Source organism: Nonomuraea sp. NPDC003707, from assembly GCF_053587055.1.
The window spans coordinates 577,542-602,816 of the sequence record NZ_JBSFNK010000005.1; the positions used below are offsets into that span (position 1 = coordinate 577,542).

The 25,275-nt window shown below is 70.8% G+C and carries 27 protein-coding genes; 9 read left to right on the plus strand and 18 right to left on the minus strand.

Going from position 1 to position 25,275, the window contains the following annotated elements; translation table 11 throughout:
- Positions 1–9 precede the first annotated feature (9 nt).
- The 10 genes from tsaB to ACWDRB_RS16635 form a co-directional block, all read right to left on the minus strand.
- Positions 10–654, minus strand: coding sequence for a tRNA (adenosine(37)-N6)-threonylcarbamoyltransferase complex dimerization subunit type 1 TsaB (tsaB, locus tag ACWDRB_RS16590; RefSeq protein WP_449894597.1), 645 nt, complete (start codon positions 652–654; stop codon positions 10–12).
- 43 nt (positions 655–697) lie between these two features.
- A complete protein-coding gene (locus tag ACWDRB_RS16595) occupies positions 698–1,627 on the minus strand; it encodes an aminoglycoside phosphotransferase family protein (protein WP_449894599.1) in 930 nt (309 codons plus the stop codon).
- 45 nt (positions 1,628–1,672) lie between these two features.
- Positions 1,673–2,209, minus strand: coding sequence for a class F sortase (locus tag ACWDRB_RS16600; RefSeq protein WP_350731036.1), 537 nt, complete (start codon positions 2,207–2,209; stop codon positions 1,673–1,675).
- A 2-nt stretch (positions 2,210–2,211) separates the two neighbouring features.
- Positions 2,212–2,850 (minus strand): hypothetical protein, encoded by a 639-nt coding sequence (locus ACWDRB_RS16605; protein ID WP_364243724.1) that lies wholly within the window; start codon positions 2,848–2,850, stop codon positions 2,212–2,214.
- A gap of 207 nt (positions 2,851–3,057) precedes the next feature.
- Entirely contained in the window at positions 3,058–3,516 is a 459-nt protein-coding gene (tsaE, locus tag ACWDRB_RS16610; RefSeq protein WP_355190272.1) for a tRNA (adenosine(37)-N6)-threonylcarbamoyltransferase complex ATPase subunit type 1 TsaE, read from the minus strand.
- The gene (locus tag ACWDRB_RS16615; RefSeq protein WP_350731032.1) at positions 3,513–4,565 is read right to left on the minus strand and encodes an alpha/beta fold hydrolase; all 1,053 of its coding nucleotides are present in this window, start codon (positions 4,563–4,565) and stop codon (positions 3,513–3,515) included. The genes tsaE and ACWDRB_RS16615 overlap by 4 nt, the downstream gene beginning before the upstream one ends.
- Positions 4,566–4,610: 45 nt before the next feature.
- The gene (alr, locus tag ACWDRB_RS16620; RefSeq protein ID WP_449894603.1) at positions 4,611–5,744 is read right to left on the minus strand and encodes an alanine racemase; all 1,134 of its coding nucleotides are present in this window, start codon (positions 5,742–5,744) and stop codon (positions 4,611–4,613) included.
- A gap of 82 nt (positions 5,745–5,826) precedes the next feature.
- The gene (locus ACWDRB_RS16625; RefSeq protein WP_449894605.1) at positions 5,827–7,284 is read right to left on the minus strand and encodes an NAD(P)H-hydrate dehydratase; all 1,458 of its coding nucleotides are present in this window, start codon (positions 7,282–7,284) and stop codon (positions 5,827–5,829) included.
- Between the two features lie 9 nt (positions 7,285–7,293).
- Positions 7,294–7,644, minus strand: a complete 351-nt coding sequence (locus ACWDRB_RS16630) for a holo-ACP synthase (protein ID WP_449894607.1) — start codon at positions 7,642–7,644, stop codon at positions 7,294–7,296.
- 13 nt (positions 7,645–7,657) lie between these two features.
- Positions 7,658–9,064, minus strand: coding sequence for an alkaline phosphatase PhoX (locus tag ACWDRB_RS16635; RefSeq protein ID WP_449894609.1), 1,407 nt, complete (start codon positions 9,062–9,064; stop codon positions 7,658–7,660).
- A 194-nt stretch (positions 9,065–9,258) separates the two neighbouring features.
- On the opposite strand from ACWDRB_RS16635, the gene coaA reads away from it, so the two are divergent.
- The 6 genes from coaA (at position 9,259) to ACWDRB_RS16665 (ending at position 14,684) form a co-directional block, all read left to right on the plus strand.
- Positions 9,259–10,161: a type I pantothenate kinase gene (coaA, locus tag ACWDRB_RS16640; RefSeq protein WP_363963083.1), complete on the plus strand. Its 903-nt coding sequence runs from the start codon at positions 9,259–9,261 to the stop codon at positions 10,159–10,161.
- Positions 10,162–10,322: 161 nt separating this feature from the next.
- Positions 10,323–11,258 (plus strand): DUF389 domain-containing protein, encoded by a 936-nt coding sequence (locus ACWDRB_RS16645; RefSeq protein WP_449894611.1) that lies wholly within the window; start codon positions 10,323–10,325, stop codon positions 11,256–11,258.
- 40 nt (positions 11,259–11,298) lie between these two features.
- Positions 11,299–12,207: an ABC transporter ATP-binding protein gene (locus tag ACWDRB_RS16650; protein ID WP_350731025.1), complete on the plus strand. Its 909-nt coding sequence runs from the start codon at positions 11,299–11,301 to the stop codon at positions 12,205–12,207.
- The gene (locus tag ACWDRB_RS16655; RefSeq protein ID WP_449894613.1) at positions 12,200–13,057 is read left to right on the plus strand and encodes an ABC transporter permease; all 858 of its coding nucleotides are present in this window, start codon (positions 12,200–12,202) and stop codon (positions 13,055–13,057) included. The genes ACWDRB_RS16650 and ACWDRB_RS16655 overlap by 8 nt, the downstream gene beginning before the upstream one ends.
- A complete protein-coding gene (locus tag ACWDRB_RS16660; protein ID WP_449894615.1) occupies positions 13,054–13,968 on the plus strand; it encodes an ABC transporter ATP-binding protein in 915 nt (304 codons plus the stop codon). The genes ACWDRB_RS16655 and ACWDRB_RS16660 overlap by 4 nt, the downstream gene beginning before the upstream one ends.
- The gene (locus ACWDRB_RS16665) at positions 13,968–14,684 is read left to right on the plus strand and encodes an ABC transporter permease (protein ID WP_449894617.1); all 717 of its coding nucleotides are present in this window, start codon (positions 13,968–13,970) and stop codon (positions 14,682–14,684) included. The genes ACWDRB_RS16660 and ACWDRB_RS16665 overlap by 1 nt, the downstream gene beginning before the upstream one ends.
- Before the next feature lie 47 nt (positions 14,685–14,731).
- On the opposite strand, the gene glmM is transcribed toward ACWDRB_RS16665, so the two are convergent.
- Genes glmM through rplM form a run of 3 tightly spaced genes read right to left on the minus strand, consistent with a single transcriptional unit; the run spans position 14,732 to position 17,077 of the window.
- The gene (gene glmM / locus ACWDRB_RS16670; protein WP_350731018.1) at positions 14,732–16,084 is read right to left on the minus strand and encodes a phosphoglucosamine mutase; all 1,353 of its coding nucleotides are present in this window, start codon (positions 16,082–16,084) and stop codon (positions 14,732–14,734) included.
- A gap of 1 nt (position 16,085) precedes the next feature.
- Entirely contained in the window at positions 16,086–16,607 is a 522-nt protein-coding gene (gene rpsI / locus ACWDRB_RS16675; protein WP_350731016.1) for a 30S ribosomal protein S9, read from the minus strand.
- 26 nt (positions 16,608–16,633) lie between these two features.
- The gene (rplM, locus tag ACWDRB_RS16680) at positions 16,634–17,077 is read right to left on the minus strand and encodes a 50S ribosomal protein L13 (protein WP_449894620.1); all 444 of its coding nucleotides are present in this window, start codon (positions 17,075–17,077) and stop codon (positions 16,634–16,636) included.
- Positions 17,078–17,463: 386 nt separating this feature from the next.
- Between rplM and ACWDRB_RS16685 the strand changes: the two genes are divergently transcribed.
- The 3 genes from ACWDRB_RS16685 (at position 17,464) to ACWDRB_RS16695 (ending at position 21,515) form a co-directional block, all read left to right on the plus strand.
- Complete coding sequence (locus ACWDRB_RS16685; RefSeq protein WP_449894622.1) at positions 17,464–18,144, plus strand: CAP domain-containing protein; 681 nt, start codon at positions 17,464–17,466, stop codon at positions 18,142–18,144.
- Between the two features lie 24 nt (positions 18,145–18,168).
- Complete coding sequence (locus ACWDRB_RS16690) at positions 18,169–19,434, plus strand: hypothetical protein (RefSeq protein WP_449894624.1); 1,266 nt, start codon at positions 18,169–18,171, stop codon at positions 19,432–19,434.
- Positions 19,435–19,538: 104 nt separating this feature from the next.
- Positions 19,539–21,515, plus strand: coding sequence for a hypothetical protein (locus tag ACWDRB_RS16695; RefSeq protein WP_449894626.1), 1,977 nt, complete (start codon positions 19,539–19,541; stop codon positions 21,513–21,515).
- On the opposite strand, the gene truA is transcribed toward ACWDRB_RS16695, so the two are convergent.
- From truA to rpsK, 5 genes are all read right to left on the minus strand, one after another.
- Positions 21,480–22,376, minus strand: a complete 897-nt coding sequence (gene truA, locus ACWDRB_RS16700; protein ID WP_449894628.1) for a tRNA pseudouridine(38-40) synthase TruA — start codon at positions 22,374–22,376, stop codon at positions 21,480–21,482. The genes ACWDRB_RS16695 and truA overlap by 36 nt on opposite strands.
- A gap of 74 nt (positions 22,377–22,450) precedes the next feature.
- Positions 22,451–22,975 carry a 50S ribosomal protein L17 gene (gene rplQ / locus ACWDRB_RS16705; protein WP_449894630.1) on the minus strand — a complete coding sequence of 175 codons (525 nt, stop codon included), beginning with the start codon at positions 22,973–22,975 and terminating at the stop codon, positions 22,451–22,453.
- Between the two features lie 131 nt (positions 22,976–23,106).
- Positions 23,107–24,123: a DNA-directed RNA polymerase subunit alpha gene (locus ACWDRB_RS16710; protein ID WP_350731004.1), complete on the minus strand. Its 1,017-nt coding sequence runs from the start codon at positions 24,121–24,123 to the stop codon at positions 23,107–23,109.
- 95 nt (positions 24,124–24,218) lie between these two features.
- The gene (rpsD, locus tag ACWDRB_RS16715; protein ID WP_185070645.1) at positions 24,219–24,845 is read right to left on the minus strand and encodes a 30S ribosomal protein S4; all 627 of its coding nucleotides are present in this window, start codon (positions 24,843–24,845) and stop codon (positions 24,219–24,221) included.
- A gap of 23 nt (positions 24,846–24,868) precedes the next feature.
- Complete coding sequence (gene rpsK, locus ACWDRB_RS16720; RefSeq protein WP_020542285.1) at positions 24,869–25,273, minus strand: 30S ribosomal protein S11; 405 nt, start codon at positions 25,271–25,273, stop codon at positions 24,869–24,871.
- Between the last annotated feature and the right edge of the window lie 2 nt (positions 25,274–25,275).

Consider the following 25,275-nt stretch of genomic DNA (forward strand, 5'->3'; position numbering starts at 1 on the left):
GCCGGAGGTTCACGCCGTCACCCGCTTGGGTGCCCCGGGCACGACGGCGTCGGGTCTGCGCAGGTAGATCGGGCGGGGCGGGTCGAGCGGCGTGCCCTGGGCGAGCCGCTCGGCCGCGAGCGCGGCCAGGGCGCCGGCGTAGGGGTAGGGGGGCGCGTCGCTCTCGCCGAGGATCTCGGCGTAGAGCCCGGCACCGGCGCCCACGACCGGCAGCCCGTCCACGGGCACGTCGGCGGGGCGGTCGACGAAGGGCCCGTCGAGCCGGGTGCGCATGTCGGCGTAGCGCGCCCAGAACACCTCTTTGCGCCGCGCGTCGGTGGCCACCAGGAACGGCTCGGCGAGCCCGCTGCCGTAGGCGACGGCGTCGAGCGTGCAGATGCCGTACGCGGGGATGCCCAGCGTGGTGGCGAGCCCCTGCGCGGTCATCAGCCCGACGCGCAGCCCGGTGTAGGGGCCGGGGCCGCTGCCCGCCACGATGGCGGTCACGTCGCGCAGCGCCGCGCCCGCCTCGTTCAGCACGCGTTCGATGGTGGGGACGAGCAGCTCGCCGTGACGCCGGGCGTCGATCGTCGTGTGCTCGGAGAGCACCCGTCCACCGTCGTGGAGCGCGGCGGTGACGGCGGGTGTCGCGGTATCAAAGGCCAGGACCAGCACGGCTGTCTAGCCTACCCGCCGTACGGCCCGCCGCCTCCAAAAGTCAAGACCAGCCCGTACGACGCTTGAGCCAGTCGAGCGCGACCACCCCCTGCGCCCGCTGGAACGCCCTGACCGTGGGCAGTCCCGGCGGGTCCGGAAGACGGGAGTGACGGATGAAATAGCCGGTGAGCCCGGCGACCACCGCGGTCACCGCGGGGTCGGGATCGGTGAACAGCTCGTGCGGCATCGGCCCGCCCTGCATGCCGATCGACGGCAGCATGGCCACCAGATCCATCCAGGGCGCGCCCACGCAGGCCCACGGCCAGTCGACGACGTAGACGCGCTCGCCGCTGAGCAGGATGTTGTCGGCCCGCAGGTCCCGGTGGACCAGGGTGTCGCCGGCCGCCGCCGCGGCCCAGCCGGACTCGAGCTCGGCCAGCTCGCCGAGGTGGCGCAGCGCCCACGGGTCGAGCCCGCCGGTGTCCTCCTCCAGCAGGTCGCGCCAGCCGTGGAAGGACGAGCCGATGGACTCGGCGATGGGCGGCGCGGCGATCGGAGCGGGGGTGAGCTCGGCCGACATCCGCCTGACGGCGTCGAGCACCCGGTCGAGCTGGTCCCGCCGCCACGGCAGCTCGGGAGGCGCGCCCTCGACGTCCTCGAAGACCAGCGCGACCCAGCCCTCCAGCTCGAAGCCGGTCAGCAGCCTGGGCGCGGGCACGGAGTCCGGCAGCGCGGCGGCGATCTCCAGCTCGGCGCGGTAGATGCGGACGCTGTCGGCGTTCGGCTCGGGGCCGACGGCCTTGACGAAGGCGCGCCTGCCGTTCTCCGCGCGCAGGCGGACCGCTGCCGCCGGCGAGAAGCCGCCGGGCTGGGTGACCGCCTCGGCCACGCGCGCCCCGAGGAAGTCCTCGACCGCCGCGCGCACCTGTGGGTGCACGCACCTCCAGGGCAGGCGCACACCGGACGCGGGCGGGCTGGTGTTCACACTCACGCGTCCATGATCCCGGACGAGAGGCAAGGGACCGCAAACCGTTTTTCAGGCGCGGGAGGCGTACACGATGATGTTGTCCAGGTATTCACCCTTGGCGTAGTCGAACTTGCCGCCGCAGGTGACCAGCTTGAGGCCGTCCTCCAGGTACACGCGCCTGGTGGGGAAGCTGTCCTTGTGCACCTGCTCGATGTGGTCGACCTTGAAGCTCACGACCTTGCCGTCACTGCGCTCGACCTTGACGGTCTCGCCCTTGCGTAATTGCCTGAGCTTGTAGAACACGGCGGGGGCCGTCTTGGTGTCGACGTGGCCGATGATCACCGAGGCGCCCTTCTCGCCGGGCACGGCGCTGCCGGAGTACCAGCCGGCCACCTTCGGCTTCTCGTACGGGGGCAGCTCGACCTCGCCGTCCTTCGATAAACCGAGCTTCATCAGCGGTGCGTCGACGTCGATCGAGGGGATGTCGATGCTCTCGGGCACGATCGACGCGGTGGGCGTGGTGCCGGTCTGCATGCTCTTGCCGAACGCGACCAGCAGCAGGCCCGTGGCGGCGCCGGCGAGCACCACCCGTCCAGGTCGGGCCATCGCTACGCCTTGCGGCGTTTGACCGCGAAGCCGATGCCCGCGACCAGGGCGAGGCCGACCAGCACGCCCGCGGGGCCGATCGGGATCGAGGAGTCGTCGCTCGCGTCCATCCCGTACGTGCCGCCGCCGCCCGCCTTGGGCGCCTTGCTCGGCACGGTGGACGGCACGGCCTCGGCCGCGGCGACCCTGAGGGTGGCCCGGCCCAGGTCGTTGGTGCCGTCGCACTTGACGTCGACCCGGTAGGAGCCGCGCCGGACCGTTCCCGAGACCTGCGCCTCGCCGCGCACCCAGGGCGAGCCGTTGGCGGACGTGGCGGTCGCGGTGGGGGTCGCCGAGGCCCCGGCGACCGGGTTGAGCACGACGCCGTTGACGAACGCGCGCGAGGTCCCGGTGCCGGTGTGCGCCGGGCCGCCGGTCGGCACGGGGCAGTTGGCCAGGATCCACACCTTGGAGGTCTCGCCCGCGGTGACGCGGTCGGGGTTGAGCTGGACCGAGATGGTCTGCCTGTTGGTCGAGGGCCGCGGGCTGCCCGTGGCGGTGGCGGCCGGGGCGGCGGTGCCGCTGGCTGTGGGGCTGGGCGTGGCTGTGCCTGTTGGATTTGCATCGGCGGAGGCCGTGCAGCCGGTCAGACCGACCATCACGATGGCTCCCGCATACGCGACTCGCCTGACCCTGAGCACCGGCCGCACCCCACTCCGCCGTCGTACCACCCAGCATCCATCAGAAATATGGATGTCGCCCCTCCTGATACCCAGAAAATCTGGGCCAATCCCTGACCAACGATCATGATTTATGTCATTGGCCTGGTACGTCAAGGGTGCCAGTATTGCCGAAAATTGACGGGCGTTTTAGTCTTCCAGCGGCTCAGACGGCGTGTCGGCCCATCGCGGACCCACGCCGCGCAGGGTGACAATGCGGGCCTCCTCGCCCGCCTCGCGGTCGATGTGGATCTCCAGCCGGTCTTCGGCCAGCCCCTCGACCAGCCCTTCGCCCCACTCCACGACGGTGACGGACTCTTCCAGCGAGGCGTCCAGGTCGAGGTCGTCGACCTCCAGGTCGCCGCCGAGCCGGTAGGCGTCCGCGTGCACGAGCGGCGGCCCCTGGCGCAGCGAAGGATGCACCCGGGCGATCACGAACGTGGGCGAGGTGATCGGGCCGCGCACTTTGAGCCCTTCGGCGATGCCCTGCACGAGCGTGGTCTTGCCGGCGCCGAGCGCGCCCGACAGGACGAGCAGGTCTCCGGCGCGCAGCTGCCCGGCCAGGCGAGCGCCGTACGCGCGCATGTCCTCGGCGGTCGCCAGCCTCACTGCATCTCCACCCTCTTGATCAGGTCGCGCAGCGCGTCGTTGACGGCGCCCGGCCGCTCCAGCTGGATGAGGTGGGACGTGTCGGGCACCTCGGTGAGCTGCGCCTTGGGCAGCGCCGCGGCGATGGCCTTGCTGTGATCGGGCGGGGTGAGCCAGTCGCGCTCGCCCACCATGATCGCGGTGGGCACCTGGTCGAGGACGTCGAGCGCGGAGAGCTTGTCGTGGTTCATCAGCGCCGGGTAGAAGTCGGCGAACACCTCGGTCGGCGTGGCCCTGATCATCGACTCGGCGAAGTCGACCACGGTCGGGCTGACGTTCTTCGAGTCGCCGAAGCCCATGTAGCGGGTCATCAGGAACGCGATGTCGCTGCCCGCGTGGCGGGTGCGGTCGACCAGGGCGCCGCCCTTGCCCAGGATCGAGATCGTGGACGGGGCGATCTTGTGCACCGCCTTGGACACCATCGCCGGCATGCCCAGCGTGAGCTCGGCCAGCTTGCCCGCCGAGGTCGCGATGAGCGCGACGCCGCGGATCTTGTCCGCGAACAGCTCGGGGTGGCTGTCGGCCAGCGCCATGATCGTCATGCCACCCATGGAGTGGCCCACCAGCACGCACGGGCCCGGCACGAACTTCTCGATCACCTCGGCCAGGTCGGCGCCCAGCCGGTCGATCGTGCTGCCGTCGGCGCCCGCGCGCTGCGAGCGCCCGTGCGAGCGCTGGTCCCACAGCACCATGCGGTAGTTTTCGCGCAGGTCCTTGCGCTGGTAGTGCCAGGACTCCAGGTTGAGGCAGTAGCCGTGGCAGAAGACGACGGTCAGCTCGGCGTCCTCAGGTCCGTCGATCTCAAGGTGCAGCGCTTTCCCGTCGGAGGTGACGAGCGTGCGCTCCCTGCCCCGCAGCTCGCCGAACGGCTCGCTGGCCTCGGTGTCGGGGCGCAGCCTGATCCTGCCGACCGCGTACCGCTTGGCCAGCGCCGCCGCCGCGACGCCGGCGGAAGCCGCACCGACGAGCGCGCCGGCGATGCCTACCCTGCGCCGTGTTGTCGTCGTCATCTCCCCGATCCTTCTCCGCTCATGCCCGCCGCGAAGTGCCCGTCGTCACTCCGAGCGCCTGTGCTCGTAGACCCGCGGCACGCGCGACCCGATCCTGGTCACGATCTCATGCGTGATCGTGCCGAGATTATCCGCCCACTCCTGAGCGGTCGGCTCGCCCCCGTCACCGGGCCCGAACAGCACGACCTCGTCGCCCGCCGACAGGGGGTCGTCGCCCATGTCGATCATGAACTGGTCCATGCACACCCGGCCCGCGATCAACCTGCGCCGCCCGCCGGCCAGCACCTCGACCCGCCCCGTGGCGTGCCTGAGGATCCCGTCGGCGTATCCGAGCGGCACGAGGCCGAGGGTGGTCTCGCGGTCGGTGACGTACAGGTGAGCGTATGACACGCCCGAGCCCTCCGGAACCCGCTTGACCAGCCCGGCCTGCGCCACGAGCGTCATCGCCGGCCTGAGCCCGAAGTCGCCCAGCTCGGGGATGGGGCTCAGGCCGTACATCGCGATGCCGGGCCTGACCAGGTCGTAGCGGGCCTCTGGAAGCGTCACGGTGGCCGCGGAGTTGGCGAGGTGCCGGATCACGTGGGAGCCCGCCGCCCCGGCCCGCTCGGCCAGCTTCAGCGCCGTGCTGAACGCCTCCTGCTGCTGCTCGATCGACGGGTGGCCGGGGATGTCGGCGCAGGCGAAGTGGGACCAGAGGCCGACGATCTCGACGACGCCCTCGGCCTGGAGCTTCAGCGCCCCGTCGAGGAGCCCCTGCCAGGCGGCCGGCGGAGAGCCGCCCCTGCTCATGCCGGTGTCGGCCTCCAGGTGGAGCCTGGCCGTGCGCCCCGTGCGGCGGGCTGCGGCCTCGATCTCGCCGAGCAGCCCCGCGTCGGAGGCCGACAGCTCGATGTCCTTGTCGAGGGCCTCGTCCAGCGGTTCGCCGGGGGTGATGAGCCACGACAGGATCGGCGCGGTCACCCCGCCCGCGCGCAGCTCGAGCGCCTCCCGGACGAACGCGGTGCCCAGCCGGCTCGCGCCTCCCTCGATGACGGCCTCGGACGCCGGCACCAGCCCGTGCCCGTACGCGTCGGCCTTGACGGCGCCCATCAGCTCCGCGCCGCCGGCCCGCTCCTTGAGCAGGGCCACGTTGTGCCTGATCGCGGCCAGATCGACCCGCGCCTGGGCCGGTGTGGCCATCGAGGAGTACATCCTTCTAGTGTGGCAGCTCACGCGGGTGGTCGAGCGCGATTTCCGCCCCCGCCCCGACGACCGGCCACCCCTACGACGAGCGGCCCCCGCCGGTCACCGCGCGGATGGCCGCCGGCACCGCAGCGGCCACGTCGGCCGCGGTCAGCGGCGCGCCCTCGGCGGCCCGCCACCCGGCGAGCCCGTGCAGGAACGCCCCGCAGGACGCCGCGTCGTAGCAGCTCAGCCCCTGGGCGAGCAGCGCCCCGGCCACCCCCGCCAGCACGTCGCCGGTCCCCCCGGTGGCCAGCCAGGACGTGCCCGTGACGTTCGCCCGGACCGGCCGCGACTCCTCGGCCACCACCGTGGTGGAGCCCTTGAGCAGCACGGTCACGCCCAGCTCGGCCGCGGCCCGGCGGACGTGCTCCAGCCGGGCGGCCTCGATGGCGTCCCGGTCGGCGCGGATGAGCCGGGCCAGCTCTCCGGCGTGCGGCGTGATCAGGACGGGCGCCGACCGCCGCAGCAGCCCGTGGTCCCGGGCCACCAGCGTCAGTGCGTCGGCGTCGATCAGCACGGGCACGTCGGAGGCCAGCACCTGGGCGGCCACCTCGTGCGCCCACTCCCCGGTGCCCAGCCCCGGCCCGAGCACCCACGCCTGCACCCGGCCCACGTCTTCGACGGAGGGCCGGTCCAGCTCGGTGACCACGGCCTCCGGCCAGTGCGCGCGCACCTGGGCGACCGGCGCGCCGGGGCCCGCGTACCGCACCATGCCGGCCCCCGCCCGCAACGCGCCGCCCACGGCCAGCACCGCCGCGCCGGTGAACAGGTCGCTCCCCGCGGCGACGCCCAGCACGCCCCTGCGGTACTTGTCGGACTCGTTGCCGGGCCGCGGCAGCAGGACGTCCACGTCACCGCCGGTCAGCGCCGCGACGTCGGGATCGGGCAGGTAAGCCCCGAGCCCGATGTCCACCAGCTCGACCGTGCCCGCGTGCTCGGCGCCGGGATCGACGAGCAGGCCCGTCTTGTATGCCCCCATGGTCACGGTCACCCGGGCCCGCACCGCGAGGCCCTCCACCCGGCCGCTGCTCGCGTCCACACCGCTCGGCACGTCCACCGCGACGATCGGCCCGCGGGCCGCGTTCGCCTCCTCGACGAGTGTCCGGTACGGCTCCCGCAGCGCCCCTGAGGCCCCGATCCCGACGAGCCCGTCGATGATCAGGTCCGCGCGCTCCAGGGCGTCCCGCTCGACGACCCGCCCGCCGGCCTGCCTGAGCGCGGCGAGCCCGGCCTCGTGCGTCTTGGACCCGGCAAGGACCGCGCCCACCCACGCCCCGCGCCTGGCCAGCCGCTCGCCCGCGTAGAGCGCGTCACCGCCGTTGTCGCCGCTGCCGACGAGGAGCACGACGCGTTTGCCGTAGACCCTGCCCAGGAGGTCGGCGCAGACGGCGGCGAGCCCGGTGGCGGCCCGCTGCATGAGCGTGCCCTCGGGCAGCCGCGCCATCAGCTCGTGCTCGGCGCCCCGGATCTGGTCGGCGGTGTAGGCAGTCTTCACGATCCGAAGCTATCCCTCCGCGATCACGTAGGCCACGGCCACGCCCGCGTCGTGGCTGAGCGAGACGTGCCAGCGCTTGACCCCGAGCTCGTAGGCGACCTCCGCGGCCTTGCCGGTGATCCGCAGCTCGGGCTTGCCGTGCTCGTCGCGGCGCACCTCGGCCTCCAGGTGGGCCATCCCCCTGGGCGCCCCGAGCGCCTTGGCCACGGCCTCCTTGGCGGCGAACCTGGCGGCCAGCGACCGCACCGGCAGCTCTATCTCGGCCTCGGTGAACAGCCGCTCCTTGAGCTGCGGCGTGCGCTCCAGCGCCGCCTCGAAGCGGTCGATGTCCACGACGTCAACGCCGATGCCAAGGATCATGACCCCAGCGTACTCAGAACAGCCCGCGCTCCCACGGACCCCAGATCGCGAATGACCTGCCCTGTTTCGCCTGGACGTTGACGTAGAGGGTGTGGCCGCCAGGTCCGAACGTCGAGCCCGCGAACTCCGCCCCCGGGTCGTCGGGGATCGGCTCCAGGCGGCAGAAGTCGAAGATCTGGCCCGCCTTGGTGAGCCCGCGCAGGTAGTTGTCGCCGTCGCCGTCCTCGCACAGCACGAGCGTGCCGCGCCTGCTGGCCGTCACGTTGTCGGGCAGGTCGAGCACCGCCGAGCGCGGCGACTCGTAGGCGAGCCGGAGCCGCCCGCTCCACGTCTCGTACGCCCACACCTGCCCCCGCCCCTTGCCGAACCCGGAGGGCGGCGTGTCGCCGGCCGCCGTGGCCCCGCCCTGGGTGGAGACGAAGTACACGACCCCCTGGTGGAAGACAGCCCCCTCCAGCCGGGAGAAGATCGCCGCGCCCTGCTCCCGCCCTTGGCTGCCCACGGCCTGGACAGCCTGGTCGTAGGCGGGCCTGCCGGTGAAGGTCGGGTCGGGGTCCTCGATGTCCACCCAGACGGTCTGGAAGGTGGCCGCGGGCTGCTGCCCCACGGACAGGTCCTTGCGCTTGGCGCCCTTGACGGCCAGCATCTGCAGCCGCCCGCCGTCGAGCAGCCGCCCGGCCTGGACGGGGTGCTTCGGCGGCAGGTAGCGGTAGAAGCCGGAGGGGTAGGAGAAGTTGTCCTCGGTCATGTAGAGCGCGCCCGTGGAGGGGTCGAACGCCACCGACTCGTGCGGGAACCGGCCGGCCGACTTGATCGGCCTTGCGGTGGCGGCGCGGTTGACCGGCACCTCGAAGATGTAGCCGTGCTTGCGGGTGAGCTTGGCGTTGTCGCCGCCGGAGAAGTCGTCGGCCACGTCGGGCCCGTTGACCGTCTCCTCGCAGCTCACCCAGGCCCGCCACGCCATGGGGCCGCCCGAGCAGTTCATCATGGTGCCGTTGAGCGAGGGGGCGGCCTGGATCACCTCTCCGTAGCGCGTGACGCGCAGCGTGGAGGTGCCGCCCCCGGCCATCGGGTCGTACGCCCTTGCCTTGTCGCCGAACGCGCCGACGGGGCCGTTGACCTCGTGGTTGCGGATCAGGATCGCGCTGTCCTTGGGGCCGGAGAACGCCGCCATGCCGTCGTGCCTGCCCGGCACGGCCGACCCGTCGCTGAACTTCTCGCCGGCGGCGCTGAACGAGCGATATTTGAACCCTTCGGGCAGGTGCAGCCGCACCTTCCCGTCACGCAGGTCCGGCACAGGCTTCAGCCGCCCGTACCCCCCCTGCACCGGCTTGACGCCCCCTTGCACTCCCGCGCACGCGACTCCGGCGAAGGGGCCGGCGACGGCGATCACGTTCGTGATGAAGCGACGACGGTCCATCAGACCTCCCAGCCCTGCACAGTAGCCGCCGACACATGTTCATACGCGTGATTCGGCAAGACGGATCTTCCTTCCCCGAACTGAGTCTCGGTAATCCCACGTGTTTATCCACAGGCTGTGGATCTCGCTGCGCACACCCGGCCATGATCCGGTTCACCGCTCATCGCTACGCTGCCAAGGTGAACAACGGCTACGTGGAACTGAGCAGGGAGCAGTGGAGCGAGCTCCGCAAGAACACGCCCTTGACTCTCACCGCAGACGAGCTGGAAGAGCTTCGCGGCCTCGACGACCCCATCGACCTCACTGAAGTCACGGACATCTATCTCCCCCTGACCCGGCTGCTGAACCTGCACTTCACCGGATCCAAAGAGCGCAGCAGCGTGCTGAGCGCGTTCCTCGGTCACCCCGAGCAGCGCGTGCCGTACATACTGGGCATCGCGGGCAGCGTCGCGGTCGGCAAGTCGACGACGGCGCGGCTCCTGCACACCCTGCTGGCCCGCTGGCCCGAGCACCCGCACGTGGAGCTGATCACCACCGACAGCTTCCTCTACCCGAACGCGGTGCTGGAGGCCAAGGGGATCATGCACCGCAAGGGCTTCCCGGAGAGCTATGACCGCAGGGCGCTGGTCAGGTTCGTGGCGGAGGTGAAGGCCGGGGCGGCGGAGGTGCGCGCGCCGATCTACAGCCACCTGGAGTACGACATCGTGCCCAAGGAAAGCCAAGTCGTGAAAAGTCCGGATATCTTGATCATCGAAGGGCTCAACGTCCTCCAGCCGGCCCCGCCCACGTCCCTCGCGGTCAACGACTACTTCGACTTCTCCATCTACGTGGACGCCAAGGTCGAGGACATCCGCACCTGGTACGTCGACCGCTTCCACAAACTCCGCCGCACCGCCTTCGAGGATCCGAAGTCGTACTTCCGGTACATCGCGGAGCTCTCGTACGAGGAGGCCACGGCCTTCGCGGTCAACGTCTGGCGCGACATCAACGAGCGCAACCTGGTCGAGAACATCGCCCCCACAAGGGGCCGGGCCGACCTCGTGCTCAAGAAGGGCGCCGACCACTCGGTACGGCGGGTACGGCTCCGCCAGACCTGAGCACCTCCTCGAACAGGTAGAGGGCCAACCTGCCCCCGCACTCCTGGTCGTCCACCGCGGCGAACCAGCACTCCTCACCATGGTCGTGACATCGGTATCGGATCATGCACGTCAGCCTCACGCAGATGTGTCAAAACGCCATCAACGTCCGATAGACGACAATGGCCCCTGTGCTACATCTGCGACTGATCAGCCCGGCCGCGCGGACCGACGAGGCGACGACGGTGTTGGAGGACTGCCCAGGCGTCACCAACATCGTCGTCCTGCCGGGCGCGGCCCGCGAGCCGGCGGGCGACGTGATCCTCTGCGACGCGGCGCGCGAGTCGGCCAACGAGGTGCTGAACCGGCTCAAATGGCTGGAGACCGAGGGCTCCATCGCCATCGAGCAGGTCGATCTGTCGCTGTCCAAGGTCGCGACCGACGCGGTCGAGGAGGCGCCCGGCGATCCCGACGACGCCGTGGTGTGGGAGGAGCTCGCGCACCGGGTGCACGCCGACTCCCGCATGACGTGGGCGTACCTGGCCTTCCTGGCCATCGCCACGCAGCTCGCGGGCATCGGCATCCTGCAGAACTCCCCCATCCTGATCGTCGGCGCGATGGTGCTCGGGCCGGAGTTCGGCCCGGTCGCGGGTATCTGCTTCGGCCTGCTGCGCGGCGGCTGGCACCTGGTCATCGCGGCGCTGAAGACGCTGGTCGTCGGGTTCACGGTGGCGATCGCGATCACCTTCGCCTGCGCGCTCGTCTCGAACTGGCTGGGCTGGATCGGCATCGAACACCTCCTCCGGAACGCGGAGGTCCAGTTCATCGTCAAGCCGGACCGGTGGTCGTTCATCGTGGCGCTGCTCGCGGGCGCGGCCGGGGTGCTGTCGGTCACGGCGGGCAAGTCGTCGGCCCTGGTCGGCGTCTTCATCTCGGTCACCACCGTGCCCGCGGCCGGCTACGTGGCCGTCGCGCTGGCGCTGGGCGACTGGAACGAGGTCTACGGCTCGGTCTCGCAACTCGCCGTCAACATCCTCGGCATGATCATCGCGGGCACGGGCACGTTGCTGGTCCAGCGGAAATTCTGGCCTCAAGTAGGACGGCGTTCATCCGTCTGAACGAGGCGGCGGCCCTCGCCCGCCGGGTACGGTCGGGCACATGCACATCCTCGCCACCGAGGGGCTGACCAAACGCTTCCCCACCGTCACCGCGGTCGACCAGCTCACGGTCACCGTGGGGCCCGGCGTCACCGGTCTGGTGGGGGCGAACGGCGCGGGCAAGTCGACGCTGCTCAAGATCCTGCTCGGCCTGCTGCCGCCCACCGGCGGCGCGGCCAAGGTGCTCGATCTGGACGTGACCGCGCAGGGCGCCGAGATCCGCCGGCTCGTCGGTTACATGCCCGAGCACGAATGCCTCCCGCCCGACGTCTCCGCCACCGAACTGGTCGTCCACCTCGCACAGATGTCCGGCCTGCCGCGCACCGCCGCCCGCGAGCGCGCCGCCGACGTGCTGCGCCACGTGGGCCTGGCCGAAGAGCGCTACCGTGCCGTCGGGGGCTACTCCACGGGCATGAAGCAGCGCGTCAAGCTGGCCCAGGCCCTGGTGCACGACCCCAAGCTGGTCTTCCTGGACGAGCCCACCAACGGCCTCGACCCGCGCGGCCGCGACGAGATGCTGACGCTGATCAGGCGCATCGGCACCGAGTTCGGCATCAGCGTGCTGGTCACCTCCCACCTGCTGGGCGAGCTGGAGCGCATCTGCGACCACGTGATCGTCATCGACTCCGGGCGGCTGCTGCGCTCGTCCGCGATCGGCGAGTTCACCCAGGCCACGCAGACCGTCACGGTCGAGGTCGAGGAGGGGCTGGAGCCGCTGGCCGCCCGGCTGACCGAGGCCGGCCAGACGGTCTCGCAGCAGGGCCGCCTGCTGGTGGTCAAGGTTCTCGGGCCCGAGACGTTCGACGCGATCCGGGACGCCGCCGTCGACCTGGACCTCTGCCTCATCCGCCTCGAACAGGGACGTCACCGCATCGAGGACGTCTTCAGGGAGGAGGTGGCGGGTGTCTGAGATCTACGACATCGGCTACCGCCACTACGACGGGCCCCGGCTCGGCCGCGCCTACGCGACCCGGGCGCTGACCGTCCACAGCCTGCGCGGCATCTTCGGCCTCGGGCGCACGGCCCGCAGCAAGATCATGCCGTTCTCCCTCTTCGTCATCATGCTCCTGCCGGCCGTCGTGGCCGTCGCGACGATGGCCCTGGCCCAGCAGCGCATCCTCCCCTACAGCGGCTTCGCCGTCATCATGCAGGCCGTCGTCGCGGTCTTCCTGGCCGCGCAGGCGCCCACCGTGGTCGCGCCCGACCTGCGCTACCGCGTGCTGCCGCTCTACCTGTCGCGTCCCGTCTCGATCGCCGAGTACGTGGGCGCCAAGGTCACGGCGATGACCGCGGCGCTCTTCCTGCTGGTGGCGGTGCCCCTGACGTTGATCTACGCCGGCGAGCTGGTGGTGGACATGCCCGGGCCGCCGGCCACCGGCGAATACCTCGGCTCCGTCCTCATGGCGCTGCTGCTGGCCGTGCTGATGTCGTCGTTCGGGCTGGCGCTGGCCTCGTTCACGCCGCGGCGCGGGCTCGGGGTGGCCTCCGTGATCGCCGTCTACCTGCTGTCGTCGGCGTCGGTCCCGTTGATCTACGGGTCCCTGTACGCCTCGGGCAACGAGGCCGCGGCCTCCTGGGCCTGGCTGGCCAACCCGTTCTGGCTGGTGGACTCCGTACAGGCCTGGTTGTTCGGCACCCCGCCGCACATCCCCGAAGGGGACTACCCGAGCGGGCCCGCCTCGGCCGCGGCCCTCGTGGTGCTGGTGGCGCTCGCCGTGGGCGCCCTCGCGCTGCGCTACAGGAAGGCGGCCGCACGGTGAAGATCGAGCTGTCTCAGGTTTCCCGCTGGTACGGCAACGTGGTGGCGGTCAACGACGTCACCATGACGATCGGCCCCGGCGTCACGGGCCTGCTCGGCCCCAACGGGGCGGGCAAGTCCACACTTCTGCACATGATGGCGGGCTTCCTGTCGCCGTCCAACGGGTCGGTCACGCTGGACGGCCAGCAGGTCTGGAAGAACCACCACATTTACCGAAATATCGGCCTGGTCCCGGAACGGGAGGGCGTGTATGGCTTCCTCACCGGCTGGCAGTTCGTCCTCTCGGCCGCCCGCCTCCACGGGATGGGCGACCCGGTCGAGGCGGCCCGCAAGGCCCTGGCCACGGTCGAGATGGAGGAGCCCAAGGACCGGCGCGTGGAGACGTACTCCAAGGGCATGCGCCAGCGCGTCAAGGTGGCCGCGGCGCTCGTCCACGACCCGCCCGTGCTCCTGCTCGACGAGCCGTTCAACGGCATGGACCCCCGCCAGCGCCTCCACCTCATGGACCTGATCCGCGCCATGGGCACGGCGGGCAAGACGATCCTGTTCAGCTCCCACATCCTGGAGGAGGTCGAACGGGTCGCCCAGCACATCGAGGTGCTGGTGGCGGGCCGGCACGCGGCGTCGGGCAACTTCCGCGAGATCCGGCGCCTGATGACCGACCGGCCCCACCTGTTCGTGATCCGTTCGAGCGACGACAGGAAGCTCGCCGCCGCCCTCATCCGCGACCACTCGACGGGCGGCATCACTCTCCGTCCCGACGGCCTGGAGGTCCAGGCCGCCGAGTTCCGCCGCTTCGCCTGGCTCCTCCCCCGGGTGGCCCAGGCGGAAGGCGTACACCTGCACCAGGTCTCCCCGGCGGACGAGGACCTGGAGAGCGTCTTCTCCTACCTCATCACCAGGAGCACCTGATGAACACAGTCGTGGCGGGCATCACGTACCGGGCCCTGCTCGGCAGGCGGCGTATCATCCTGCTCCTGTTGCTGCCGCTCGCCCTGATCGGGCTGGCCGTGCTCTTCCGCGTGCTCGGCGGGGACGACCAGAGCGCGGCCGTGCAGCTGATGCAGAAGTTCGCCATCAGCACCATGCTCCCCCTGCTGGGCCTGATCGCCGGCACGGGCGTCATCGCCCCGGAGATCGACGACGGCACGATCATCCACCTGATGTCCAAGCCGATCTCCCGCCCGGTCATCGTCCGGACGAAGTTCCTGGTGGCGGCTTCGCTGATGGCCCTGTTCGGCGCCGTGCCCACCTACGTGGCGGCCTGGATCCTGGCCGGCAACGAGGACGGCATCGCCCCGGGATTCGCGCTGGGAGCCCTGGTGGCCGGCATCGCGTACGCCGCCGTCTTCCTCCTGCTGGGCGTCGTCACCCGGCACGCGGTCACGATCGGCATCATCTACGCCCTCGTCTGGGAGAGCGTGGTGGGCAACTTCATCCAGGGCGCCCGCAAGTTCTCGATCCAGCAGTGGGGCCAGACGATTGCCAAGCAGATCTCCGACTCGGCCTTCGTCCAGGCGGACGTCGCGCTGAGCTTCGCCCTGCCCGCGCTGATCGTCGTCACGGTGGTCGGCGTCTTCTGGGCGGGGCAGCGGCTGCGGGTCTTCTCGCTCACCGGGGACGAATGAACGAACGGCCCGCGGGGGTCACCCCCGCGGGCCGTTCGAAGCGTCGCTCAGACGCAGGCCGTGCGCACCACGTCGGCGAGGCGGCCGGCCACCTGGGTGGCGTGCTCCTCCGACGCGGCCTCGACCATGACCCGGATCATCGGCTCGGTGCCGCTCGGCCTGATCAGGACCCGGCCCGTCTCCCCCAGCTCGCCCTCCGCCTCGGCGACGGCGGCCAGCAGCTCGGGAGCGGCGGCCTTGCCCTTGTCCACGTCCTTGACGTTGATCAGGATCTGCGGCAGCGGCGTCATCACCGCGGCCAGCTCCTTCAGCGACAGGCCCGACTTGGCCACCACGCCCAGCAGGTGGAGCGAGGTGAGCAGGCCGTCGCCGGTGGTGGCGTGGTCGAGCATGATGACGTGGCCCGACTGCTCCCCGCCCAGGTTGTAGCCGTCGGACTTCATCCGCTCCAGCACGTAGCGGTCGCCGACCGCGGTCTCCACCACGGTGATGCCCGCGTCGCGCATGGCCAGCTTGAAGCCCAGGTTGGACATCACGGTCGCCACCACGGTGTCCTTGGCCAGCAGGCCCTCGCCGTGCATGGCGGCGGCGAGGATGGCCATGATGCGGTCGCCGTCGACGATCGCGCCCGTGTGGTCGATCGCCAGGCAGCGGTCGGCGTCGCCGTCGTAGGCCACGCCCAGGTCCGCCCCGCGCGACACGACGATCTGCGCGAGCTTGTCCAGGTGGGTGGAGCCGTGGCCGGCGTTGATGTTGAGGCCGTCGGGCCTGGCGCCGATGGCCTCGACCCTGGCGCCCGCCCGCACCAGCGCCTCCGGGGCCACCATGTGGGCGGCGCCGTGAGCGCAGTCGACCACGATGTTCAGCCCGTCGAGCGCGGCGTTCATCGTGGTCAGCAGGTGGGAGACGTACCGGTTGGCCTCACCGTACGCTTCCCGCACCCGGCCCACGGCCGAGCCGACGGGAAAGCTCCAGTCCTCGCCCAGCCGCCGTTCGATCTCGTCCTCGACCGCGTCCGACAGCTTGAAGCCGCCGCGGGCCAGGAACTTGATGCCGTTGTCCGGCGCCGGATTGTGCGAGGCCGACAGCATGACGCCGAGATCGGCGCCGAGCGCGGCGGTGAGGTGGGCGACGGCCGGGGTGGGAAGTACGCCGAGGCGCAGCACGTCCACACCGGACGCCGCGAGGCCGGCGACCACCGCGGCCTCGAGAAACTCTCCCGAGGCGCGAGGGTCCCGGCCCACGACCGCCACCGGCCTGCTCTTGCGGCCGGCAGCGGCGAACGCGCCCGCATCGCCGAGGACGTGAGCCGCCGCGACCGAAAGGTCCATGGCGAGCTGCGCCGTGAGGTCGCGACCCGCGACCCCACGTACCCCGTCGGTGCCGAAAAGGCGCGCCAATTTAGCGCTTGCTGTACTGCGGAGCCTTGCGGGCCTTCTTGAGGCCGTACTTCTTCCGCTCCGTGGCGCGGGCGTCACGGGTGAGGAAGCCGGCCTTCTTCAGCGGCGGCCGGTTGATCTCGACGTCCAGGATCGCCAGGGCGCGGGACAGGCCCATGCGCAGCGCGCCGGCCTGGCCGGTCACGCCGCCGCCGTCGATGCGCGCGATGACGTCGAACGCCTCCTCGGCGCCGAGCACCACGAAGGGCTCGTTGACGATCTGCTGGTGGACCTTGTTCGGGAAGTAGACGTCCAGCGAACGACCGTTGATCGTCCACTTGCCGGTGCCGGGGACGATGCGCACGCGGGCGATCGCCTCCTTGCGGCGGCCGGTGCCGTACGAGTTGCCCGTGGTGACGGGCTTGCGCACGGGCGCGTCGGCGCTGGCGGCGGACTCGGTGGTGTACTCGGACGGGAATTCCTCGCTGGAGATTTCCTCCAGCTCGGGCTCGACGGCCGTCTCGACACCGGTGGGCTCAGCCACGGTTCTCCTCTAACTCTTTCGAACTACTACTGGGCGATCTGGGTGATCTGGAACGGCACCGGCTGCTGAGCCTGGTGCGGGTGGTCGGAACCCGCGTAGACCTTCAGCTTCTTCGCCATCTTCCGGCCGAGGGAGTTCTTCGGAAGCATGCCCTTGACGGCCTTCTCGACGGCCTTGTCCGGCCGCTTCTCCATGAGCTCGCCATAGCTGACGGAACGCAGACCGCCCGGGTAGCCCGAGTGGCGGTACGCCTTCTTCTGCTCAAGCTTGTTACCACTGAGCGCGATCTTGTCCGCGTTGATAATGATGACGAAGTCACCGGTGTCGACGTGGGGAGCGAAGATCGGCTTGTGCTTGCCGCGGAGCAGGGTCGCGACGTGGCTGGCCAGCCGGCCCAGCACGACATCGGTCGCGTCGATGACGTACCACTGACGCTGGACGTCGGCGGGCTTCGGTGAGTACGTGCGCACGGTCGTAGCCTTCTTTATGCTCGCGTCTTCGGCGCTGTCGGATGCGACAGCTACATTTGGTCGGTCGGTGCGGGCACACGACGGCCCGGACCTTCCGTCTCCTCATTGCGGGAGATGACGCCGGACGCGCCGCGCATTGGTCACGCGGGACCTATGCACACAACGAACCTAAGCTACTCGCCCAAAGGCGCGCAGGTCAAAACGACCAGTAGCCCGGAGCGAGTCTACCCGAACGCAGAACGGTTAGGTTTCGTTTCCCTGGGACCTCTTCTTTCCCAGGACCAGACATCCCTATCGTTAGCGGCGGTATGCGGCAGAACTCTCACTCCCGGCCAACCCAGCGGGGCGCTCGGCGCCGGAATCACCTGGGGGTGCTGGCCTGCCTCATGACCGTGCTCTTCACGGGGGTGCTGCTCGGCCGGCTCACCGACGACGCCGAGCCGACCCCCCATGTCTATCTCAACGAGACCGCCCCGCCCGCCGCTGCCACCGCAAACCCCGCTCCGACGACGGCCAGGAAGGCGCAGCAGCAGGTCGAGATGATCCCCAGGGAGATCACGACCAAGGCCGTGCCCCGCGGCCGGGCCACCCCCAAGGCCACCAGATCGCCCGACGGCCAGATCGCCGGGTTCAACTCCCAGGACAACCCCGCGATGCTCAGCGACGGCAGCGGCGGCGTGCAGATCATGCCCGGGCTGGCGGCCAAGGTCGTCTCGCTGACCAACTCCGCCCGGTCCCGCCACGGCTGCGGGGCGCTCAGGGTGGACTCCGGCCTCTCCAGCTCCGCGCGTACGCACTCGCTGGAGATGGCCCAGACCGGGCAGCTCGCGCACACCTCCCCAGACGGCTCGTCGCCATGGGACCGGATGGAGCGCGCGGGATACCGCTATGGCGCCGCCGAGAACATCGGCGCCGGGTACAGCACCCCCGACGAGGCGGTACGCGGCTGGCTCGACAGCCCCGACCACCGCAAGAACATCCTCGACTGCGGCCTGAAGGCCATCGGGGTGGGCGTCGCGTCCGGCCCGGACGGGCCATGGTGGACCCAGGACTTCGGAACCCGATGACGCGCATCACGGTAATGTCGCCGCATGGCTTTTCCCGAAGGACGTGAAAACAGCGCCCCCTATGGCATGGGGAGTGTCTTCCAGCCTGCGGGCAGACGCCGCGCTCCGAACGGTCCCGGCGGTCCGGCCGGTCCCGATGGTCCCGGCGGACCCGGCGGCCCTGGCGGTCCTGGCGGACCGGGCTTTTTCGGCGCCCCCAACGGCCCCGGCGCTCCTGGCGGCCCTGGCCCTGGCGGTCCCGGCCCCGGCGGTCGCGGTCCCGGCGGCCCCGGTCCCGGCGGCCCCGGTCCCGGTGGTCCTGGTCCCGGTGGTCCTGGCCCTGGCGGCCCTGGCCCTGGTGGACCCGGCGGCCCCGGCTTCTTCGGCGGCCCGGGCGGACCGGAAGGCCCTGGTGGACCCGGGGGCCCTGACGGCCCGGACTCTTCCGGCGACGGCGACGACGCCCCGCGCCGCTCCCGCCGTTCCCGCAAGCAACGCGCCGCCGACGACGCCGAGCAGGAGAGCAAGGCCGACAGCGCGCCGCAGGACGGCGACAGGGCACAGCAGAGCAGGGTCGGCTGGAGCCCGTACGACGAGGGCCCGCGCTCGCGCGCCCCGCTGTGGTTCGCCATCGGCGGCATAACGGTGCTCGGCCTGCTCGGCGGCGGCCTCGCGATGATGTGGAACGCCGACAAGCCCGTCACGGCCCAGACCACGACCCCTCGCATGACCGCGCCGCCGCTCCCGTCTGCCCCGCCCGGCAAGTACGGCTTCGCGGCCGAACGGTCCACGGACCCCGAGCCGATCACGGTCAAGGAGATCTTCGGCAAGACGAAGAAGATCACGGTCGCCGGCCGGTCTTACGAGATGACGGTCACCAGCAAGGACAAGAAGTGCGCTGACGGCGCCCTGGGCGACGCCTTGAAGAAGGCGCTCAAGGACGGCAAGTGCAACCAGCTCGTACGCGCCAGCTTCCGCGACAAGTCCGGCAAGATCATCGGCACGGTCGGCGTGGCCAACCTCAAGAGCAGCAAACTGGCGTCCAAGGTGGCCAAGGCCGGCAGCACGGCCAACTACGTGAAGCCGCTGGCGGGCAAGGACAGCGTCACCAAGCAGCTCGGCTCGGGCGCGGGCGGCGCCAGGATCTGGACGCACGGCCACTACGCGATCATGGTCTGGTTCCAGAACAAGGACGGCACGAAGCCGGACAAGAAGGGCTCCAAGCAGATCTTCGGCGCCATCAACGACATCACCAAGGCGACGGTCTTCAAGGCTCTGGACAACCGCACGCTCACCGGAAGCCCTCTTTAGCGAAAACGGCTTCTTATTCGATAAGCCCCCAAACGGGATGCCGGATCCCACTGGGAACGCTCATACCGACATAACGATCTCGCTACTCTCGCTAGGCTCGCCCTATGCGTGGCCAGGAACCCGGGTCTGAGCACGATCGCAGGGAAGCCGACGGATCGGCCGCACCAGCGACGCCACCGCCGAGCTTCGGCCAGACCAGCGGGCGAGACGTACCACCGGCGTTCGCCCCCGCCGACGAGGAACTGCGCGGCTCCTCCGACGACACGGCGCACAGCCCTGACGACGACGCGCCGCCCGCCCCGCCGGGCGGGGCGGCGGACGTTCCCGTCTTCAGGGGAGCGCCGTACGAGTCGCCCGACCCCGGGACGCGACCCGCGGTCCCCGTCTTCGGGGGGGCGCCGCCCGACCCCGAGACGCGGCCCGCCGTTTCCGACTTCCGGGGGCCGCCCGACTCCGACGAGCCGCCCGGCGTCCAGCCGTGGGAGGTGGCGGGCGACGACGCGGCGCCGTACGACTGGTACGACGACGAGTCCGAGCCCACCCGCCCGGGCGGCCTGCGCCCGCCGCACCCCGCCGCCGAGGCGGAGGACCCCGACCAGACGCTCATCGGCCGGTCGCGCCCCACGCTGGGCGAGCAGATACGAGCCGAACAGGTGCGGGCCATCCGCCCCTGGGACGACCCGGAGCCCGGCGCCTGGCCCGCCGAGCAGGCCGCGCCCGGCGGCCCGTCGTGGGAGCCGCCACCGGCGTTCACCGCCGCCGCGGCGGGCATGCCGGTGTGGCCCGCGCCGCCCAGCGACCCGAACGCCAAGCCGCCCTGGCCCGCCGCCACGGGCGAACTGGTGGCCGAGCCCGACAACGACGAGCCGGGCTACGACCCCAACGCCACCCAACCGGAGGGGCTCACCCGCCCGGCCCACTACTTCGACCCGGACGCGGCCCGCCGGGAGGCCGCCCAGCAGGCGGAGGGCAGGGCCCAGCCCTCGTCCATCGCCGACCAGGACACCCCTCCCGACGGCTTCCTGCCGGCTCCGATCGCCTCGCCGGAGGAGGACCTCACCGAACCGGTGCCGTCCTCCTTCACCCCGAACCCCGCCGAACACGGCACCCCGCCGCTCTCCCTGTCCGATCCGGCCAACCTGTCGGCCCACCCGCCCGAGCCCGGCGACGTGCCCGTCTGGCCCCCCAACCCACCATCCGAGGCCAAGCTGCCCGATCTCCCGTTCCCCAGGGACACCTGGGGACAGAAGCCCGCCGCCCCGCTCAGCCGGCCCCAGGGCGGCAGCCCGGCGTTCCCGCCTGGAGCATTCAAACAGCCACCGTTCCAGACCCCGCCTCCGCCGCCGGCCCCACCCGGAAAGAGCAAGCGGGCCCTGCTCGTCACGCTGGGCGCGCTGGCCCTGGCCGGGGTCGCGACCGGCGGATTCTTCGCCTACCAGGCGGTCACCTCCCCCACGCCGACCACGGCCGCCACCCGGCCCACCGCGTCAAGCGAGCCCAGCACCGAGACGCCCGCCGCCGCGGCGCCCTCCGACGCCCCCGACGGCACGTCCATCCTCAACTCCGAGCAGACCGACCCGCAGAAGCTGTCGCTCTCGGAGGCGTTCCCGAAGAAGAAGGTCAGCGCGGCGGGCACCACGTTCACCAGGGTCAAGGCGGCCGTCGAGACGAGTTGCGACAAGGCCGCCGCAGGGGACTTCGCGGACGCGCTCAAAGAGCAGAAGTGCAGCCGCGTGCTCAGGGCCACCTACGTCGACAGCAAGCACCGCTACGCGGTCACCACGGGCATAGCGGTCCTGCCCGACAAGGACGCGGCCATCATCGCCGACCAGTCCAAGAACCTTTCACGCAACGTCTGGTTCCGCCCGCTCCCCGGCGCCGACGGCTCGGGCGGCGAGCGCGTGAACATCGCCGGCGGCTACGCGGCCGGGCTGGTGTGGGGCCGCTACATCATCTTCAGCTACGCCACCTACGCCGACGGCCACACCCCCGAGTCCAAGGAGAAGACGCTGCCCAAGGTCAGCGGGGCGTTCCGGGACCAGACCTCACTCGTCCTCGAGCGCCGCGTCACCAAGGGCTGACGGCGTCCGCCGGAGGGCGGTGGTGCGCACTCGCCGCGTGGCCCGAGCCCGCGCGGCGAGCTCCGGCTCCGCCGGGTAGCCCACCTCCTCCAGGCACAGCCCGTGCGCGGGCGCGACGTGCACCCCCGAGTCCCGTACGGCCCGCGCCAGCACCTGGCCGGGCCACTCCACCGGCCGGCTGCCGTCACCGGCCGCCAGCAGCGACCCGACCAGCGCCCGCACCATCGAGTGGCAGAACGCGTCCGCCACGACGGTCGCCACCAGCACCCCGTCGGGCTCGCGGGCCCAGTCCAGCCGCTGCAGCTCCCTGATCGTGGTCGCGCCCTCGCGCTTCTTGCAGAACGCCGCGAAGTCGTGCTCCCCGAGCAGCCGCGCCGCCGCCGCGTCGAGCGCGCCGGCGTCCAGCGACCGGTTGTGCCAGACCACCTCGCGCCGCCGCAGCGGGTCGACGCCGCCCACCGCGTCGCTCACCCGGTACGCGTACCGCCGGAACATCGCCGAGAAACGCGCGTCGAAGCCCTCAGGAGCCACGGAGACCCGATGAACGCGTACATCTGGAGGCAGAACCCCACCCAGGCGCCTGACAAGCGCAGCGAGCCGCTCATGGACGTCCAGGGGCCCTCTGTTGCCGTCGAGCTCGGCCAGAGACCCGTCGGGCACGTCCACGTGGGCCACCTGGCCGCGCGCGTGCACGCCGGCGTCGGTGCGGCCGGCCACGGTCAGCATCGCGGGCTCGCCGAGGCGCAGGATCCTGCCGAGCGCCTGCTCCATCTCGCCCTGGACGGTCCGGCGTCCCGGCTGCCTGGCCCATCCGGAGAAGTCGGTCCCGTCGTACGCGAGGTCGAGGCGGAGCCGTACCACGATGATCCTCCTTCAACTGAAAACGGGCCCGCACCCCGCAGGGGGTCCGGGCCCGTCTCGTCCGACCTGAAAGATCAGGCCTCGTCCTTCTTCGCCTCAGCCTCGGCGGCCGGGGCCTCCTCCGCAGCGGGGGTCTCCTCGGCGGCGGCCTCGGGGGCCTCCGGAGCCTCGGTCTCCTCCGCGGCGGGCGCCGGAGCCGCGGCGGCCGGGGCCTCGGTGCGGCGGGTCGTGACGCCGGTCAGCGGCTCGGCCACCAGCTCGATGACCGCCATCGGGGCGTTGTCGCCCTTGCGCGGACCGACCTTGGTGATCCGGGTGTAGCCACCGGGACGCTCGGCGAACGTCGTCGCGATCTCGGTGAAGAGGTGGTGTACGACGCCCTTGTCCTTGACGACGGTCAGGACCTGGCGACGGTTGTGGATGTCGCCCTTCTTCGCCTTGGTGATCAGGCGCTCCGCCAGCGGGCGCAGGCGCTTGGCCTTGGCGACCGTCGTGCGGATCTTGCCGTGGCGGAACAGATCGGTGGCCAGGTTGGCCAGGATCAGCCGCTCGTGCGCCGGGCTGCCGCCAAGACGTGCACCCTTGGTGGGCTTGGGCATGGTCTTTCTCCTCCTGGATTAACCCGCCCCGGCCGTACCAGGTACCGGAGTCGGGCCGGATCGCAGTCGCTCATGCGATCCGTTGCTGTGGCCCCGCGCCATGACACCGCGCGGGGCCTTCGAAAAGCGGATCAGTACTGCTCGGTCTCGACGTACGCGCTGTCGTCGTCGTCGTAGCCGCCGCCGGCCACCGCGCTCGGGTCGAACCCGGGCGGGGAGTCCTTGAGCGCCAGCGACATCTCGTGCAGCTTCTGCTTGACCTCTTCGATCGACTTGGCGCCGAAGTTGCGGATGTCCAGCAGGTCCTGCTCGCTGCGCGCGACGAGCTCACCCACGGTGTGGATGCCCTCGCGCTTGAGGCAGTTGTAGGAGCGAACGGTGAGGTTGAGCTCCTCGATCGGCAGCGCCAGATCGGCGGCCAGGGCGGCGTCGGTCGGCGACGGGCCGATGTCGATGCCCTCGGCCTCGACGTTGAGCTCGCGGGCCAGGCCGAAGAGCTCGACGAGGGTCTTACCGGCGGAGGCCACCGCGTCGCGGGGCTTCATGGCCGGCTTGGTCTCGACGTCGAGGATGAGGCGGTCGAAGTCGGTGCGCTGCTCGACTCGGGTCGCCTCGACCTTGTAGGTGACCTTGAGCACCGGGGAGTAGATCGAGTCGATCGGAATGCGACCGATCTCCTGGCCCGGCTGCTTGTTCTGGGCGGCGGAGACGTAGCCGCGACCGCGCTCGACGGTCAGCTCCATCTCCAGCTTCGCCTTGCCGTTGAGCGTGGCGATGCGCAGCTCGGGGTTGTGCACCTCGACACCGGCCGGCGGCGCGATGTCGGCGGCGGTGACCTCACCCGGGCCCTGCTTGCGCAGGTACATCACGACCGGCTCGTCGTGCTCGGAGGAGACGACCAGCTCCTTGAGGTTGAGGATGATGTCAGTGACGTCTTCCTTGACCCCGGGAACGGTCGAGAACTCGTGCAGGACGCCCTCGATCCGGATGCTCGTCACGGCCGCGCCCGGAATGGACGACAGCAGCGTGCGGCGGAGCGAGTTGCCGATGGTGTAACCGAAGCCCGGCTCCAGCGGTTCGATGACGAACCGGGACCGGGTGTCGTCGAGCGACTCTTCGAGAAGAGTCGGGCGCTGAGCGATCAGCATGCGGGGTCTCCCCTTTTTCGTGTGGCGCCCGCTATATGACGCCACTCCGATAAACAGCGTAGTTGAGGTGCGGAAATCCGCACCTCAACTCAGGCTCACTTCGAGTAGTACTCGACGATGAGCTGCTCCTGGACCTGGGTGTCGATCTGCTGGCGAACCGGCAGCTGGTGAACCAGGACGCGGAGCTTCTCGGGCACGACGCCGAGCCACGCGGGAACGGTGCGCTCGCCCGCGGTCGCCCTGGCGACCTCGTAGGGCAGAAGGTTGCGCTTGTTCTCGCGGACCTCGATGATGTCGTGCTCGCGAATGCGGTAGGACGGGATGTCGACCTTCTTGCCGTTCACCAGGATGTGGCCGTGGCGCACCTGCTGGCGGGCGGCGTCACGCGACTGGGCGAACCCGGCGCGGTAGACGACGTTGTCGAGACGGCTCTCCAGGATCTGGAGCAGCGCCTCACCGGTCTTGCCGGTCTTGCGGGTGGCTTCCTCGTAGTAGTTGTGGAACTGCTTCTCGAGGACGCCGTAGATGCGGCGGGTCTTCTGCTTCTCACGAAGCTGAAGCTGGTACTCGGACTCCTTGGGACGTCCGCGGCCGTGCTCACCCGGCGGGTAAGGACGGATCTCGATGGGGCACTTGGCAGACTCGCACTTGCTGCCCTTGAGGAAGAGCTTGGTCTTCTCGCGACGGCAGAGCTTGCAGTCGGCGCCCGTGTAACGAGCCATTTCTCAATATCTCCTGGGCTTGTTCAGACGCGGCGGCGCTTCGGCGGCCGGCAACCGTTGTGCGGGACCGGGGTGACGTCCTGGATCGAACCCACCTCGAGGCCGGTGGCCTGGAGGGAGCGGATCGCGGTCTCACGGCCGGAGCCGGGACCCTTGACGAAGACGTCCACCTTGCGCATGCCGTGCTCCATGGCGCGGCGAGCGGCGTTTTCCGCGGCCATCTGAGCGGCGAACGGGGTGGACTTACGGGAGCCCTTGAAACCCACGTGGCCGGCGCTGGCCCAGGAGATCACGTTCCCGTTGGGGTCCGTGATCGAGACGATGGTGTTGTTGAACGTGCTCTTGATGTGGGCGTGCCCGTGAGCGACGTTCTTCTTTTCCTTGCGGCGCACCTTCTTCGGCGCGCCCTGACGGCTCTTAGGAGGCATTG

Coding starts and splice junctions, on each gene's coding strand:
- ACWDRB_RS16600 (WP_350731036.1), bottom strand. CDS start 2,209: ATGGCCCGACCTGGACGGGTGGTGCTCGCCGGCGCCGCCACGGGCCTG.
- ACWDRB_RS16615 (WP_350731032.1), bottom strand. CDS start 4,565: ATGACGACGACAACACGGCGCAGGGTAGGCATCGCCGGCGCGCTCGTC.
- alr (WP_449894603.1), bottom strand. CDS start 5,744: ATGGCCACACCGGCCCAGGCGCGGGTCGATCTGGCCGCGATCAGGCAC.
- ACWDRB_RS16630 (WP_449894607.1), bottom strand. CDS start 7,644: ATGATCCTTGGCATCGGCGTTGACGTCGTGGACATCGACCGCTTCGAG.
- ACWDRB_RS16635 (WP_449894609.1), bottom strand. CDS start 9,064: ATGGACCGTCGTCGCTTCATCACGAACGTGATCGCCGTCGCCGGCCCC.
- ACWDRB_RS16645 (WP_449894611.1), top strand. CDS start 10,323: ATGGCCCCTGTGCTACATCTGCGACTGATCAGCCCGGCCGCGCGGACC.
- ACWDRB_RS16650 (WP_350731025.1), top strand. CDS start 11,299: ATGCACATCCTCGCCACCGAGGGGCTGACCAAACGCTTCCCCACCGTC.
- ACWDRB_RS16665 (WP_449894617.1), top strand. CDS start 13,968: ATGAACACAGTCGTGGCGGGCATCACGTACCGGGCCCTGCTCGGCAGG.
- ACWDRB_RS16685 (WP_449894622.1), top strand. CDS start 17,464: ATGACCGTGCTCTTCACGGGGGTGCTGCTCGGCCGGCTCACCGACGAC.
- ACWDRB_RS16690 (WP_449894624.1), top strand. CDS start 18,169: ATGGCTTTTCCCGAAGGACGTGAAAACAGCGCCCCCTATGGCATGGGG.
- ACWDRB_RS16695 (WP_449894626.1), top strand. CDS start 19,539: ATGCGTGGCCAGGAACCCGGGTCTGAGCACGATCGCAGGGAAGCCGAC.
- rplQ (WP_449894630.1), bottom strand. CDS start 22,975: ATGCCCAAGCCCACCAAGGGTGCACGTCTTGGCGGCAGCCCGGCGCAC.
- ACWDRB_RS16710 (WP_350731004.1), bottom strand. CDS start 24,123: ATGCTGATCGCTCAGCGCCCGACTCTTCTCGAAGAGTCGCTCGACGAC.
- rpsD (WP_185070645.1), bottom strand. CDS start 24,845: ATGGCTCGTTACACGGGCGCCGACTGCAAGCTCTGCCGTCGCGAGAAG.
- rpsK (WP_020542285.1), bottom strand. CDS start 25,273: ATGCCTCCTAAGAGCCGTCAGGGCGCGCCGAAGAAGGTGCGCCGCAAG.